The sequence below is a fragment of the Methanosarcina sediminis genome (assembly GCF_052056915.1).
In the GTDB taxonomy this organism is placed as follows: Archaea; Halobacteriota; Methanosarcinia; order Methanosarcinales; family Methanosarcinaceae; genus MTP4.
The window spans coordinates 1,491,228-1,507,140 of the sequence record NZ_CP195119.1 but is presented as its reverse complement, the minus strand read 5'-3'; the positions used below and the strand labels follow the sequence as shown (position 1 = coordinate 1,507,140).

Here is a 15,913-nt window from a genome sequence, read left to right as displayed (position 1 = left end):
TTCAGGCCTCCTTGCAGAGTCTCTTGAGGTTAGTGGGCTGTGCCGAGACGTCGAACTTGATCTTCGGACCGGAGATGATCTTCTTCCTCTTCCAGTCGATTTCCCATCCATGCTCTGACTCAAGTCTCTTGAGAAGCTCTTCACGCTTGGCAAGTGGGAGGTCGGCTTCGTTCCTGACGAACTTCCACCAGTCGTCTGGCTCCACACCAAGGTACTTCTTGGAAAGCTCTATCCAGTGAGTCAGCTTGATGGATCTGCCCATGTTGTTGTCAGACGGGCGGATGCAGGCTTTTGCCATCATCGGGATTGCTTCCTGCCAGGTCTCTGCGGTGGTCAGGAGGAATTCCGGTGCTGGTGGGATTGCCATCTCTTCACCGTTCCTGGCGTCGTAGACTTTCCACTTCTCCTCGTCATAGTTCTTGGCGATCAGGGCTCTCCTGTACTTGGAGCCGTGAGGTCCGAGCACTGCAGGGACACCGTAGATGTTGCATCCGGTTCCGATTGCGGCTGCTTTCTGGGAGTATCCTCCCCAGGCAAGTCCGCAGGCACCCACACGGGTAAGGGTGTAGTCTGCAATTTCTGCCAGGTTGCCTTCCAGGACCCTGCTCGCAAAAATGCCAGCGACCTTTTCAGCAGCTCCACTGATGTGAGCGTTGGACACACAGGAACCGGTGTTAAGCAGTCCGCCACCATAGAAACCACCTGGGTACCTTTCGTAGAGGGTCTTGCCGTCTTCATCTTTGAACATACCGATGTCCATTGCGGAACATCCACTTACTGCTAACAGGTAGTTCCTCTTCAGGAATTCTTCGGCAATGAGATAGACGTCCTTGGTTCCGGAGGGGTAGTTCGGACATCCGATGATTGCGATGATACCCGGGGTTGTACCCATAACGAGGTTCAGGCCTTCCGCACGGATTTCGGCGTCACTTGCCTGGCCTCTGCCAGCTCTTACCAGGCCGATCTCCTGGGAAATTGCTTTCTGTGCGGCCTTTTCAATCACATTGAGGATTGGGATTTCCTTCTTACAGACCTGTTCGCAGCGGCGGCAGCCGATACAGATGTCGTGAAGACCTTCAAGGTAGGAGAAGTCTCCATCCTTCGCAAATGTCATGGCTTCGGGGATGTCGAGTTCCTCCGGGCAGGCCAGCAGGCAGGCTCCGCAATCTGCACACTTGTCGACGTATGCTTTGAATTCCTCATCAGTCGGAATTGCGGTGATGCCTTCTGCGTCACGGATCGGAGCCATTATATTGGCAAGCTTTGGGACGAGTTCTCCGAGTTTGTCATAGTCAAGCATCACACAACCCGGGATTGCTCCTGACTTGAGTTCCTCGATGGTTGCGTCAACATCGGCATCTGTGCGGTCAGGCAGTCCACTCATGATCTTTTCATTGGAAGCGATCACAGGGATCTTGAGCTTCTGGGATTCTGCCAGGACGTCTCCACGGACACACTGTTCATCCACAACAATGACATCAGGCATCCCGGAGCGGATGACCTTGAGTTCCTTTGCCAGGGATCCGACGATCTTAGCGTAGGGGGCTCTCCTGTCAGCTTCCTTGTACCTGGTCATGTCGAACGCGGTACAGCACATGCCTGCGATTTCCATCTTGTCGATCAGGTCGTTTTCTTCCATGTAGTCCATGATGTAGGTTACACCGGCCACGTTGTGCCCAATGGCAACGATAAGTGGCTTGGACTTGTCAATGGTTCCCATTCCGATTTCAATAAGCGGGGCTTCTGGGTCGGCTTTCGGGAAGTCGTATGCTGTGACCTGGGCGATATCGGAAACTTCCATGCCGACGTGGTCCAGGCTACCGCTGAAGAGGGCTTTTGAGTCATAGTCGATTTCCGCGGCTTCCTGACCTGCGTGGATGGTTGCAAGGAGCTGGGTGAGCTGTTCTTCAACATACTCCATTGGAGCCTTGCATTCTCCGAGGGTCTTTGGAGAGAGCCCTGTGCAGATTGTGACGTTAGGGGTCAGGACGTTTGATTCTCCAAGATTGAGAGGAACGTCTTCGCCAAAGACTTCTATTACATGGTCAAGCAGGTGGCGACCGTGGGCAGCATGACAGGCAGTTCCTGTTATTACACGGAGGAAAAATTCCCTTCCATTGTGTCCCATCTGGTCGATACCACAGGCTCCTCTCTTGTTCCCTGAGAGATCACACGGTCCATAGGTACAATAGCAACACTGGTCGCACATGGGGGTGACTACAGGCTCATAGCGGTCGAGCAGGGTTAAGTTCCAGCTCCTGTAATCTGCTATGCCAGCCATAGGGGTCGGGCCCATTGGACCGAGTTCTTCTTCAGCCGCCTCTTTGGCTGCCCCTACAATGTTGTTGATTGTGATCTGAACGGATTCCAGGTCTTCTATAGAAAAACTCCCGGTAGTTAGTTTGCTCATATGAGCTTTACCTCCTAAATTTGTTTTGAGTCTACTTCGCTGAAACGATTGCAAATTATAACATAGTCCGGCCTATCCTTAACGATTATAGATTACAAATCTTGCTCTGAACTTTACATTTCCAATCGTCTGGTCCGAACTTAATTGCAAAACGTTTTTATCGCTTTTTTCAAATATTCATCCCTTAACTGAACGTTTTTCCCAACTAAAACGTTTTTTTGGAAGTATATTTGGTCAAAACTCGTTTTTAGGGCTTTATTTTTCTAAATTCTCTGTTTTTATGCCCTTTTCTCTTAAAAACCGTTTTTACCAGCGATTGTGACCTGAATTTTTAGAAAGAGATCACTACCGATGGATAATAAACACTAATTAACGGTGTAAATGTGCCAAATCTATATAATATTTTCTAATTTGTTACACCCTATTTCGGGATTGGCAAAGTGCAAAAAGTCCGTTCTCTGTCTGTATGGAAATTAATGTTTTGTAAATATGGATTACAGGGTGCAAGTCCGCATGATGATGATTTTCAAAAAAGCCACGTTTGAGTATGAATAATTTTTATTATAGTATTATTTTTTCCGGTAGATCTTTTAATTATTTATCATTTGATGTAAATAATTCTCCAAATATTTCTTATTCGTACATATATATTAAATTAGAATAAATTTAAATCGTATTATCATTCCATATATATTCATTTCACTTAATTTTCATGTTTTCTATATAATTTGTTCTAATGAAATTACCATAATTTATATATATGAGTAAGGAACTGGCATTTTTCCCGCTGTAAACGCCGTGAATCGGTTTTACCTCCAATCCTGATCAGATCCGAGCTTAATTTTCTAACCTTTATATATTTTTATAAATTTATATGTTTTATATATATACTCATCCTATTAATGTATGATACAATATAGCAAGGGTTTGGTGTTCTCCGGACACCCAGTTACCTGGCCGGGCGCCCGGTAGCCCTAACGATGCATCAGAAATCAAGCTGTACGTTTGAAATGCTTTGATGGCATGTCCACATGTATTTATCCAGGGTAGTCCCATATAGATTATCGTAGAATATTCCGGCAAAAATATGTATCAATAGTTGCAGCATGGTTACAGACATCTTACTTGATGTATCTATTATATGTGTCAACGTTTATGTAGTAAGACTCTGAAGTACAGTTTATTCTATGTATCTGGCACTTATGCGTTTTACATATGTTATATGTATCAGGTGTTGTTTGGGTCAAAATTTGTTCGGGCATCAGAGGCCAGGGGTTAGGCGGGAAGCATTTCCATTCTTCAGAGTTGAAGCCGGGAATTTTTCCTGTTTTAAGCTCTCCTGCTTTACAGGCAAAGCATTGGGCTTTTTGACCCCGAAAATTTCTTATCCTGCCTGAGAGAAATTCGGGGTCCGGACTTCGAGGGATATTTCACGGCTTTTGAGGGGTTTGTTACAAACCTTTTTATGACAGACCTTTCAATGTATTGAAATGCTGGCTCCCTGTATGGGTTCTTTTATATGGAATTTCCTGAAAGAATTTCTGTTATTCAGTTGTCACATTCAGGTAGATTTATACTATATAAAAATAAATGAGAATTAGGAAACATGTATCAAAACAGCACACCTTATGGGTCCGGCGGAACGGTGGACAGGATAAAACGTTCGGTGTCAACCAGCCCTTCCATGGCAATTATAGCCATCTGTATACTTTCTTTCATGGTGGAGCTGATGCCGGGGATAGGGTCCCTATATTACCAGACTTTCTGGTTTGACCCTTCCCATGTCCTTAGCAGGCCATGGACTCTTGTGACCTACATCTTCCTGCACAATGGTATTAGTCATCTATTTGTTAACATGCTTGTCATGTTCTTTATCGGAAGGGCTCTTGAACAGAGGGTCGGAAATAAGCAGCTTCTGGGGATCTTTTTTACGGCAGGAATCCTCTCGGCAGTGGGGCATGCCCTGATGAGCATGCCTATCTTCGGGATCTACCCAAGCCCAATCGTCGGAGCCAGTGGAGCAATCTACGGGGTCTTTGCAGCCCTGGCGGTGCTTGAGCCGGATTCACGTGTCTATGTCTACTTTGTTCCCATGAAATTGAAAAATGCCCTCGTGCTCTTTGCCGGACTCGACTTCCTCATGATACATTCAACGGACATGGTGGCCCATATCGCTCACCTGAGTGGGCTTTTTGTCGGGCTCTACATGGGCTACAGAATCAAGAAAATTCAGGAAAGGTACTGGAAGGGGCCCCGGTATGCCGGAAGGTGGTGAGCCTGGAAGAGGCAGGGCTCCTCCCCGGAAAGAATCATTATTATCCCAGGCCCGAGCCGGGGGAGAAAATACCTGTCCAGGTTGTTGATTTTCGCAGGTTCTTTGCAGCCTGGTCTCCTGACCTGAAAAAAAGCCTCTATTTTGAAAATCTGCCTGAAGCAGAGGGTTTGAAGCGGGTGAGAGAAGTCGTCCTTCTCAAGGTCTATGACTGGCTGGCAGGCCGGGAAGGAATAATTGAGCTCACCGTAGAGGAATTCGAGCAATTTACGGAAGTGTATGAGACTTTTCTCCGGAACTTCGGGGAAATCAGATACTTCCGGCAGAAAAAAGGACGGAAAACAGAAAATGTCTTTGAATTAAAGGAGGCTCCTTATATTCTCCGGGAAGTGAGAAATGGTCTTTTTTCCGATAAATTATAATCCCATTAATTATATATTATTCCACATAAAATTATATATTACGTTACATCATTAGCGGGTTGATTTACGTTTCCGGGATTTCCGATCCCTATATGAAGGGCCTCCTGGTCCTGACCCCATTTCGGACGGTAAGGCTGGGGTTCAGGTTCTGAATTACCTGATGATGCAAATCTTTACTACATAAAAGAAAATATTAGATATTATAAGGATAGTTATCCGAATATTCGGGTATCGGGACTGCAAACTAAAAATAATCGTACTGAATGCTTTAGAAGCTGTGTAAGGCAGGGCTGAAGTGTGAAGGTGATTATTCAGGGCGGCCTGAGGAGGATGTAGCGGTTTTGCTTTCTTTCCTATGGCGCTGCCCTGAAATATCCGCCTGATGTGAAGGCAAGATGTTTGTCGGTCCCGGAGTTTTTAATATTTATAGAGGATACCGATAATGAAACCTGTAAAAAGCGGACTTGATTCGATTTCAAGGTACCTTCGCACTAAAAAAGAGGTCGGTAGGAGGAAGATCGGCCTTCTGGTGGATGGTCCGAACATTCTCAGGAAAGAGTTCGACGTGAACCTGGAAGAAATAAGGGATGTTTTGAAAGATTATGGGAATATCAAGATCGGAAGGGTTTTCCTTAACCAGTATGCCTCTGACAAACTGGTGGAAGCAATCGAAAACCATGGCCTTGAACCCATCATCTGTTCAAGTGATGTGGACGTCCGTCTTGCAGTGGAAGGCATGGAGCTTGTCTACAACCCCAACATTGACACCCTGGCGATTGTAACCCGGGACGCGGATTTCAAACCTCTCCTTAACAAGGCGAATGAACACGGGAAAGAAACGATTATTTTCGGGGTAGAACCCGGATTTTCCACAGCGCTTAAGAATTCCGCAGACTACGTCATCCTGATGAGCAAGGACAGTATGAGCGGTTATGACATAATCGAAGGCCCGGAGGATATGGATCCCTCGGAACTCGAAAAGTACCCGGACGACGGACAGGAAGAAAGCACGGAATAAGTCTGATCCGATCTTTTTTCTTTTCCTTTCTCTCTTTTCTCCGTTTTCAGGATCTTCCTTTAAGTTTGTCCGCTTTCGGATTCTTCCTTATCCTTCATCCTCTTTTAATGGGTTCCTTTAAGGTTGTTCGTTTTCAGGATCTTCTATTAAGGGTGCCCTGCCACATGCCATTCTTTTTTACGGATATTCCACGTCCACGCCGAGGATCTGCTCCGCTCCTCCGGCAATGTCCCTGGCAATCTCGGCACAGCCGATCGCAGCATGCCATTTCCCGAGGCAGCGGCACTCGTGGTCAAGGTGCCTGCTTATCTTCTTTTGGACATACTCCACTTCCCCTACAGAACCTGCAAGGAAGATGGCTTCTCCAGAAACTCCATAGTCCCTCAGGAGGAGCTGCATGGAGACGATCTCCATAGCTGCAAAGAGGGCTATGGTGTCAAGGGCGAGCAGGGCGGGAGCCTCTCCTCTTTCGGCTGCTGCGAGCATTTCTTCCCGGTCTTCATAGGGGGTCATCTTCAGGGTGCCGGCTTCTATGAATGCCTGGTTTGCGCTTATAATTCCTGCGTCCACGTCCCGGATTGCCTGCAGGTCAAGGGGGCCGTGGTGCACTCCCGGGGCAAAGATACAGGCGTCGATTGCCCCAAGGAGTTTCCCTCCTGCGACGGCGAGGGTTACAGTATTGGAACTGATGTCGGAGACCACAAAATTCTCACAGCCCAGGCATCTGATGTGGTAAGCTATTCCCAGCTTTTCCGGGCTTGTGAGGTGGGAAAAAACTTTCATCCGGGGGTCTACCCGGCTTTCCGTATGGATGCCGGGGATTGCCACTGCCGGAATCCCGGAGTTTCGGACCGCATCAAAGACCCTTGTGCCTCCGCCTGTTTTCTTCCCTGCCCCCTCCAGACTCCGGAGCCCTCTTCCTTCCAGGGCACGGATATCTTTTACTGTAGAAAACCCGTCTCCCATGGAATATGTAGCGGCAATTAACTCTATGTCTACGCGGCGAATGCCGAAATTCTTTTCTACGGATGCAAGTACATCCTCTTCCGACATGGCAGCCGCTTCAGCCCTGGCAAGTTCAAAAGTCCGTACTTCTTCTCCTTCTATCAGGGCAAAACGCATTGCTGTGGTTCCGTGGTCAATCCCTATAAATGCCAAGTAGCCATCTCTCCTTGAATGCCTTAGAGGGCCTCTTTTAAAATTTCGTTTAATTCATTCATGATCCTATCCCCTTCTTCAGCTGTCCCAACTGTTGTTACGAGCCTGAGTTCCTGGAAACTTCTCCCTTCCGAAAGAAGCATCCTCAGGTTTCCCCTGGCATCGGAGCGCAGCACTTTACCGGAGAGTTTTCCGCCTGCAGTCCCTTTGACGGAAATCACTGAGGGAATGATTTTTTTTATTTCGGGGTGCTGGCTTACAATCCTCACGAGCTTTTTTCCTGTCCGCCCCCCGATAATGGTGGTGTGTGCTCCTCCAAGTTTGCTTTTTAAGGAGTTTTTTCCACTTTCGTGTGAGATTTCAACACTTTCAGTCATTGTAATTGGAGTGCCCGGCTTTTTACGCCTTCTTCCTTGTTGTTCATCTTTTTGGGTTTTTTGTTCCACTGCAGGCTTTCTTATCTTATTTATCCTTTTTTATATTTAGCGGGTATATTCAATTGAAGTATTACAATTGAAGGGTCGATAACCCATAAAAAAGGTCGTTTATAATATGTTTACTCTATGAAATGTTTATCCTGAATTAAGAGTGATAAGTTGCAGGGGGTAAGATCCGGGTTATCTAAAAATAGAGAGCTTTCCAGAAAGCCGGGAGCAATTATACAGTCTCAGGATTCTGGATTCTTTCCTTTTTTCGTTTAAAAAAGTTTTTTTCTGGAATACCAACTTCCTTTCCGGGAATCAGTTTTCATTAAATTTCAGATTTTTTCAAGCTCTTTCATGCCGACGAGTTTGATATTTTGTTCTTCCAGAAGCTTGATCGCCCGCTCTATTTCGTTAACCCTGACGATGAGGAGGGCCTTTTGTTGCCGGGTGACAAAGGCATAGGCATAGTCCAGGTTGATTTCTGCCTCTCCGAAAACCTCTGCAATCCGGGACATGCTGCCTGGAACGTCGTCCATTTCGATCCCCAGTACGTTAGTCTCCGAAACCGTAAACCCGGCGTCGTGGAGGACGGTGTGGGCATAGTCGGACCTGTCAACCACCATGCGGATAATCCCGAAGTCACCCGATTCCGCGATAGTAAAGGCCCTTATATTTATTCCGGTGCTTTTCAGCTTGTTGGCTACGTTTGCAAGTCTGCCAGGTTTGTTTTCCGCAAAAAGGGAAATCTGCTTTATGACTTTGTCTTCCATTTCAGCACCCATATCCTTCACATCCCTGAATATTTTTTTTAAATTTTTATTAACTTTATGAACATTCTTCTTTTTGGACTTTCATTAACTTTATGAATTCTTCTTGATCTTATGGATCCGTATTATCCTCATGAATCCTTATCGACCTTATGAATTCCTTATTATCCCTACGAATCCCTTATTATCCTTATTATATTACTTTAATCCTGTTTAAGCCCCTGTCTTTTATAATCCTGACCCTCTCATACCTGTTAAGGAGTTTTATTCGGAATTTCTTCTCCCAGAATATAATATAAGTTGCTGTGTATATTTTAAACTTACATATTGACATTTTGGATATTTCTTCTCCCAGAATATAATATAAGTTGCTGTGTATATTTTAAACTTACATATTGACATTTTGGAAACTTATGTGTGCGAGAATCAGGAAAGAGGGGCTAAAAAGGAACCGAAAAGAAGGGAAATATAAGTCCTGCAGGATTTCTTTTCTGCAGAGACATCTTTCTACCCGAGTCTTTTTGCTCGAGTCTCCTTTGATTTTTTACGGGATTTTCTCTCCGAATCCCTTTTCAAATCTTTTTAAGAAACTTTCCGGTCCCTTCTAGCCTTTCGGATTTCAGATTTTCCGGTTGTCGATGACCTTCTTCGATTTGCCCTCGGAGCGTGGGAGGAAACCGTGTTCCACAAGTTCTACCTGGACTGCAAGATTCAGCACCGCTTTCAGAGCGGAAGCGATCTTTTTCTCCAGGGCCATCATGTCCGACATCCGGTCACTGAAAGCAGACTCGTGCATCTCGATCTGGACTTTCATGACATCGAGTTCTCCGGCCCTGTCCACTATGATCATGAAGTGGTTCCCGACTTCGGGGATTTTCATCAGGACGGATTCAACCTGTCCCGGGAAGACGTTAATTCCGCGGATGATAAGCATGTCGTCCACGCGGCCGGTGATGCGGGTAATCCTCGGGTGCGTCCTTCCGCATTTACAGGGTTCGGAAAGTTTTCTGGTCAGGTCCAGTACCTTATAGCGGATAAGGGGGAGGGCTTCTTTTGTAAGAGTGGTGATTACCAGTTCCCCGGTCTCCCCGTCGGGTACGGGTTCCCCTGTTTCGGGGTCAAGGATTTCCACCAGGAACTTGTCCGCCCAGATGTGGATCCCGCACTGGTCCTTGCATTCGGTAAAAAGGGGGCCGCTTAGTTCCGAAGTCCCGTAGATGTCGTAGGCTTTTATCCCGGATTCCTTCTCTATCCGGACCCGGAGTTCTTCTGACCATGGTTCTGCTCCGAAGATCCCTATTTTCATCCCGGTATCGTCCCTTATGCTGAAGCCTTCTTTCCTGGCGGCTTCGATCATGTATGAGAAATAAGAGGGAGTACAGGCGATAACCGTCGAGCCCAGGTCTCTCATCAGGTCAAGCTGGCGCTCTGTGTTCCCGGAACTTGTGGGAAGGACGGTGGCACCCACCTTCTCGGTGGCGTAATGGACCCCGAGTCCTCCTGTAAAGAGCCCGTATCCGTAGCTGATCTGGATGACGTCTTCCTTTCCAACCCCTATGGAAGTGAAAGCCCTGGCAAGGGACTCAGCCCATTCGTTGATATCGTTGCGGGTGTATCCTACAACAGTAGGTTTTCCGGTGGTCCCGGATGATGCGTGGAAACGGACGAGTTTTGAGTTGGGGACGCAAAACATTCCGGTGGGATAGGTGTCTCTGAGATCCTGCTTAAATGTAAATGGTAATTTCCTGACATCTTCAAGGGTCCGGATGTCGTCCGGGTGGACGCCGTGCTCGTCAAATTTCTTCTGGTAAAAAGGAGAGTGCTCATACACGTAGTGTACAAGGGTTTTCAGCTTCTCTTCCTGCAGTTTTCGAAGTTCCTCTACAGGCATTGTCTCGATTTCAGGATCCCAGTATTCTGGCATTTTTTTCACGCTCGGTATTCTTTAAACTTTGTTTGAGGCTATACTTTTCAGGCCTTTATTTTTAATCTGCTTTTTTCGTGTCATGTTTTTCATTTCATGTCCATTTCAGGTCATGCTTTTTCATGCCAGTTCTCCCCTAGCTTCATACCTTGCCTGCCGTCCTAAGTATATTCTGGTGCCCCGCGGCAGGTTTCCTTCAGGCGGATACTAATTTCCGGTAGATCTGGCATTGTGAGAATTAAGCTGGATTCTCATATAAAAAATAATTGTTCAGGGGCCCAAAATTGCTAAGGGTTTTAAATTGCTAAGGGTTTTAAATTGCTAAGGGTTTTAAATTGCTCAGCGTACCAAAATTGCTCAGCGCATCAAAAGAGAAAAGAGTTCTGATTATTTTCAAAGCCGGAATCCCGTAAAATCAGTCCGGACTTTTTATTTTGACTTTTTACTTTTATATTGTTTAAGAAAGGCATCGATGGACCTTTTGAAAAAAAACTTTCTTCGGATTCCTGGAAAATGTATTTTCCTTCTTCCTGTTTTTTTCCAAAGTTTAATTTTCTTCCTCTTCGTCCTCTAAGGAGATGTCTCCGGACGTTTTTCCCAGGGAATTTTCAAAGATCTTCCGGGTCCCGTCCCTGCATTTCCTGAGTACTTCGTCCATGTCTGCGATCACTTCGATCCCCGCGGCTCCGGAATGTCCGCCTCCGGTACCGTTGTATTCTTTACTGACATCTTCCATGAGCTGTCCAAGATTGACCCCTGCATTTACGGCATCTCGCTTTGCCCGGGCGCTTATCCTTACACTTCCGTCTTTGGCAGTGCCGACAAAGGCTACATCAGCCCCGATGTTGATTAGCATGGAAGAGGCCGAGCCTCCGTAAGAGCTCACGTGGGAAGTTGCAATAAGCATGTCTCCCACCCGATATATTTCTGCTCGGCTTGCGGCTTTCAGGATCGCAATACGCATGGAAATATCCTGGGGGGTGGCTGCCATTATGTCAAGCACCTCTCCGTATTCCACACCGCTGGCTTCTATGATGTTTGCTACGGTTCGGAAGGTTTCCATCCCCGCGTGCTTAAAATGGCCGGTGTCCGTGATAATTCCGGTGATCATCCCTATTCCCACCCTGCGGGTGATGGGGGCACCAATGGACTTTAAGATGTCGTAGACAATCTCAACGGTGGAGGTGGCATTGCGGTGCAGGTAAAACTCGGCATTTTCTGTAAGGGCAGTGGTGGTATGGTGGTCTATTACGCAGTAATTGGTTAGTTCAAGGTCATTTAGCTGTGCTTTTGTAGAAGTGTCCACTACCACGACAAAGCCGTAGTCACTCAGGTTGGGTTTTTCTACGACCTCTATCCCTAGCTTCTCGACCAGGACGGAAGCTACCCGGTTGCAACTGTCTACAAGCCCTACGGTCCCACCCACGGCTTCGGAAAGAGCAAAAGCACTGCTTACGGCATCCGGATCTGCGTTCCGGTGGCACAAATATAAAATATTTTGATAGTCAAGGAGCCGGTTGAAAAACTCCGCTTCGTCTACTTGCATTGTTCACTCTGGCTGTCGCTTTTCTTTCAGGTATCGATACATCCAGGGACTGGATGCCGGGTTTCTGTGCATACCCGGCGTTCACTAATGTACATTTCAGGTGTCTGTACAATAGTATGTAAAAGGAAAAATAAAAAGTTATTGTGCCCTGGGGCCCAACGCCTGCTGGATCTGCTCCTGAAGCTGTTTGAAGCGGGTTGTGAGCCGTTCCTCCTGTCTTGTAATGGACTGGAGCCTGAGTGAAACGGTCTCTTCCCTGTCTTTCAGTTTGGCGATAGATTCCCCTTTTTCCGTTTTTATGACCAGTTCCCCGACTGTCCGGTAGACCAGAGCATCGTCTGAGAGTTTTTCGAGTTCTTCAAGAGCCATTTTCGACTCTTTCTGCATAGCTTCTATCTGGGATTTCTGCATTGCAAGTGCCTGGATCTGCTGCTGCACCTGCTGGAGCTGTGCAATCTGATTCTGGATTTGCGGAGGTAATTCTGCTGTCATATGATTTTCACCTGTCTCCAGAATACACCTGAAGGGATTTTAATGTTTCTGTCCTTCCAGCTCCCGAAAATGCCTTGCCTGCCTTAAAATAGTATTCAGCGTCCTGCGGTCAAAAGCTTAAACAACTATTGAACCTAATGAAAAGATAGTACTCGAAGTGATGTGACAATAACGGGCAAATTAAATTTACGTATTATAGAATACATAGAGTATGATAAGTGACTGACTATAATAATTGCTAAAAATAATAAGTAACTGGAAATAATAAGTACTGGAAATAATAAATAACTGAAAAATAATAATTACTGATTATAATAAGTAACTGAAAAATAATAATCACTGATTATAATAAGTACTGAAAATAATAAGTAACTGAAAATTTGGGAGATACTTATAATGGAAGAAGGCAAGAAATTTGATGAAATTCAGGATCTTCTTGAAAAGTATACAAATGCTCACGGGATTTCCGGTTCCGAGGGGGAGGTCCGGAAGCTTCTGGAAAAGGAGCTCGAGCCTTACGTTGACGGCATCCGGACCGATACTATGGGGAACCTTATAGCAACTAAAAAGGGAAAAGGCCCTTCCGTAATGCTGGCTGCGCACATGGACGAAATCGGGCTCATGGTCAAATATATTGATGAGAACGGATTTCTCCGCTTTGTCAAGATAGGCGGCTGGTTTGACCAGACCCTCCTGAACCAGCGGGTCCGTGTACACGGCAAGAAGGGTGCCATTCCCGGGGTCATGGGGTCCAAGCCTCCTCATGTGATGAAGGAGGAAGATCGGAAAAAGCCTGTAAAGGCTGAAGACATGTTTATCGATATAGGGGCAAAGGACGCCGAAGACGCCGAGATGCTCGGGGTTGAGATCGGGACTCCTGTCTCCATAGACCGGGAGTTCGTGCCCCTGGCAAATGGGAAAGTAACATCCAAAGCTTTTGACAACCGGGCAGGTGTTGTGATCCTTATAGAAGTGATGAAACGGCTTGCCGAACTTAATATCGATGCAAATGTATACGCCGTCGGCACTGTCCAGGAAGAAGTGGGGCTCAAAGGGGCCAGAACTTCGGCTTACGGGCTGATCCCGGATGTTGCCCTTGCCGTCGATACCACGATCCCCGGTGACCATCCCGGCATCAGCAAGAACGATTCCCACCTTGAAATCGGGAAAGGGCCGGTGCTTACGGTTGCCGATGCCTCGGGGAGAGGCCTTATCGCCCACCCACAGGTCCTCAGGTGGCTGAGGGAAACCGCCGGGGAAAACGAGATCTCCTGCCAGCTGGGTGTAGGGTCAGGAGGCACCACCGATGCCACTGCTATCCATCTGACCCGGGAAGGCATCCCCACGGGTACTGTCAGTATTGCCACCCGTTACATCCACTCGCCGGTGGAGGTCCTGGATGTGGCTGACGTGGAAACCTGCGTAAACCTCATTGTGAAGGCTATAGAGAACGTGGACAGGTACTTCTGATTGAGAGCTGCCTCTGAGCCGGGGGAAATGTCCCGGTTCATTACTTTTTTTGTTTTTCCCCTTCTCGTTCTTTTTTTCGCTTTTTCCATTCCTTACTTTTTTCAATTTTTGATTTTCTCCAGTTCCTTTTCCCCGTTTCAGGGGTTGACTTTTATTCTTTTTTTATTATCTTTTGCCTATTGTTAACTGGAAAGTAAAAATACTATGGTACACTTATTGAACTGCAATTTCAGAATGCTGAGGGGCAATACTTAACTTTTTTACAGGTTTTGCCGGGGTTCTGAGCAAAAATATATGTAATATGTATAATAAAATGATGTTCCGCATTATAGGGTGTAAAATTATAAGACAATTTATATATTTACGCATCCTATGTTTGCAGAACAAGTCTATGGATACAAAACCAAAACTGAGGGATTATATTATTCGAAAATATCCGCTTTCTGGACACAACGTTAAGAGATGGTGAACAAACACCTGGTGTAGCCCTTACAAGAGAGAAAAAGCTCTTGATTGCCCGGGCTCTGGACGAAATGGGGGTCTCCGTAATCGAAGCAGGCTCCGCGATCACTTCCAGCGGGGAGAGGGAATCTATCAAAGCTGTCGCAAATGACGGGCTGGATGCCGAAATCTGCAGTTACTGCAGGATTGTAAAGGCAGATGTTGACCATGCCCTGGAATGCGACGTGGACTCCATCCACCTGGTAGCTCCGGTTTCCGACCTGCACATCAAGACCAAGATCAAAAAAGACCGGGATGCTGTGCGGCAGATCGCAGTCGAGGTTACGGAGTATGCCAAGGATCACGGCTTAATCGTGGAATTAAGTGGGGAGGACTCCTCAAGGGCAGACCTGGAATTCTTAAAAGCCCTGTATGCTGACGGAATTGATGCCGGAGCTGACCGCTTATGTTACTGTGATACCGTTGGGCTTTTAGTACCTGAGAAAGCCACCGAGATTTTCAGGGATTTATCCTCTTCCCTGAAGGCCCCGATCAGCATCCACTGCCACAACGATTTCGGCTTTGCAACGGCAAACACAGTAGCCGCCCTTGCCGGGGGTGCAAAGCAGGCCCATGTAACTGTAAACGGTTTAGGGGAAAGAGCCGGAAACGCTGCCCTTGAAGAAGTGGTCATGAGCCTGGAATGGCTCTACAAATATGATACCGGGATCAACCATGAGCAGATCTACCGGGTTTCCAGGCTGGTAAGCCGTCTGACCGGGATTCCCGTTAGCCCGAACAAGGCTCTGGTGGGAGGCAATGCCTTTACCCACGAGGCAGGCATTCATGTACATGGGCTTCTGGCCGACAAGGCTACCTACGAACCCATGGGCCCCGAACAAATTGGGAGGAAACGGCAGATCGTACTCGGGAAACATGCCGGGCGAAGTTCCATTGCCATGGCCTTGCAGGAAATGGGACTTGAAGCCGACGAGGCCCAGGCCGGTGAAATCTTCAACAGGGTTAAGCAGATGGGCGACCAGGGGAAGCACGTAACCGATGCCGACCTGCAAACAATTGCGGAGAATGTGCTTGATATTTACAAGGAATCTCTTGTAAATTTGGAAGAGTTTACCATAGTATCCGGAAATCGTGTGACTCCTACTGCTTCCATTAAACTTAACGTAAAGGATAAGGAGATCATACAGGCCGCGATCGGGAACGGGCCGGTGGACGCAGTTATCAATGCCATCCGGCGGGCAGCACGCTCCTGTGCGGAAGACATTGTCCTTGAAGAGTACCACGTAGATGCCATCAGCGGCGGAACCAATGCCCTTGTAGAAGTAAGGGTAAAGCTTTCCAAGGAAGGAAAGACGGTCACCGCTAGCGGAGCCCGGACGGACATCATCATGGCTTCAGTAGAGGCTGTGATGAATGGGATGAACCGTCTTATTACGGCAGAGTGAGCTCGAAAGAAGGATGCTTTCCTTACATGGGTATTTCAGGGGATCTTTTTGTCCCCTCTAATTTTTTTCGTTTTGAGCGGGGATTTAGTTGGAAATGGAAAA

The 15,913-nt window shown here is 46.9% G+C and carries 12 protein-coding genes; 5 read left to right on the top strand and 7 right to left on the bottom strand.

The window, feature by feature from the left end; all coding sequences use genetic code 11:
- Position 1: 1 nt before the first annotated feature.
- Positions 2-2,410, bottom strand: a complete 2,409-nt coding sequence (gene cdhA / locus ACSAZK_RS06250; protein ID WP_440956512.1) for a CO dehydrogenase/acetyl-CoA synthase complex subunit alpha — start codon at positions 2,408-2,410, stop codon at positions 2-4.
- Positions 2,411-4,016: 1,606 nt separating this feature from the next.
- Here cdhA and ACSAZK_RS06245 point away from each other — a divergent pair.
- The 3 genes from ACSAZK_RS06245 (at position 4,017) to ACSAZK_RS06235 (ending at position 6,122) form a co-directional block, all read left to right on the top strand.
- Positions 4,017-4,685, top strand: a complete 669-nt coding sequence (locus ACSAZK_RS06245; RefSeq protein WP_440956511.1) for a rhomboid family intramembrane serine protease — start codon at positions 4,017-4,019, stop codon at positions 4,683-4,685.
- Positions 4,682-5,104, top strand: coding sequence for a hypothetical protein (locus ACSAZK_RS06240; protein ID WP_440956510.1), 423 nt, complete (start codon positions 4,682-4,684; stop codon positions 5,102-5,104). The genes ACSAZK_RS06245 and ACSAZK_RS06240 overlap by 4 nt, the downstream gene beginning before the upstream one ends.
- Before the next feature lie 442 nt (positions 5,105-5,546).
- Positions 5,547-6,122, top strand: coding sequence for a TIGR00288 family NYN domain-containing protein (locus ACSAZK_RS06235; RefSeq protein WP_440956509.1), 576 nt, complete (start codon positions 5,547-5,549; stop codon positions 6,120-6,122).
- Between the two features lie 177 nt (positions 6,123-6,299).
- Here ACSAZK_RS06235 and ACSAZK_RS06230 read toward each other — a convergent pair whose 3' ends face one another.
- The 6 genes from ACSAZK_RS06230 to ACSAZK_RS06205 form a co-directional block, all read right to left on the bottom strand.
- Entirely contained in the window at positions 6,300-7,280 is a 981-nt protein-coding gene (locus ACSAZK_RS06230; protein ID WP_440956508.1) for a methanogenesis marker 12 protein, read from the bottom strand.
- A gap of 23 nt (positions 7,281-7,303) precedes the next feature.
- Positions 7,304-7,657, bottom strand: coding sequence for a DUF2103 domain-containing protein (locus ACSAZK_RS06225; RefSeq protein ID WP_440956507.1), 354 nt, complete (start codon positions 7,655-7,657; stop codon positions 7,304-7,306).
- A 380-nt stretch (positions 7,658-8,037) separates the two neighbouring features.
- Positions 8,038-8,475, bottom strand: a complete 438-nt coding sequence (locus ACSAZK_RS06220) for an ACT domain-containing protein (RefSeq protein ID WP_048182617.1) — start codon at positions 8,473-8,475, stop codon at positions 8,038-8,040.
- A 616-nt stretch (positions 8,476-9,091) separates the two neighbouring features.
- Complete coding sequence (locus ACSAZK_RS06215; RefSeq protein ID WP_440956506.1) at positions 9,092-10,396, bottom strand: phenylacetate--CoA ligase family protein; 1,305 nt, start codon at positions 10,394-10,396, stop codon at positions 9,092-9,094.
- Positions 10,397-10,943: 547 nt separating this feature from the next.
- A complete protein-coding gene (locus ACSAZK_RS06210) occupies positions 10,944-11,942 on the bottom strand; it encodes a DHH family phosphoesterase (protein ID WP_440956505.1) in 999 nt (332 codons plus the stop codon).
- Between the two features lie 138 nt (positions 11,943-12,080).
- Positions 12,081-12,434, bottom strand: a complete 354-nt coding sequence (locus tag ACSAZK_RS06205; protein ID WP_440956504.1) for a prefoldin subunit beta — start codon at positions 12,432-12,434, stop codon at positions 12,081-12,083.
- Between the two features lie 396 nt (positions 12,435-12,830).
- On the opposite strand from ACSAZK_RS06205, the gene ACSAZK_RS06200 reads away from it, so the two are divergent.
- A complete protein-coding gene (locus tag ACSAZK_RS06200) occupies positions 12,831-13,904 on the top strand; it encodes a M42 family metallopeptidase (RefSeq protein ID WP_440956503.1) in 1,074 nt (357 codons plus the stop codon).
- A 416-nt stretch (positions 13,905-14,320) separates the two neighbouring features.
- Entirely contained in the window at positions 14,321-15,811 is a 1,491-nt protein-coding gene (locus ACSAZK_RS06195; protein ID WP_440957115.1) for a (R)-citramalate synthase, read from the top strand.
- Positions 15,812-15,913 lie beyond the last annotated feature (102 nt).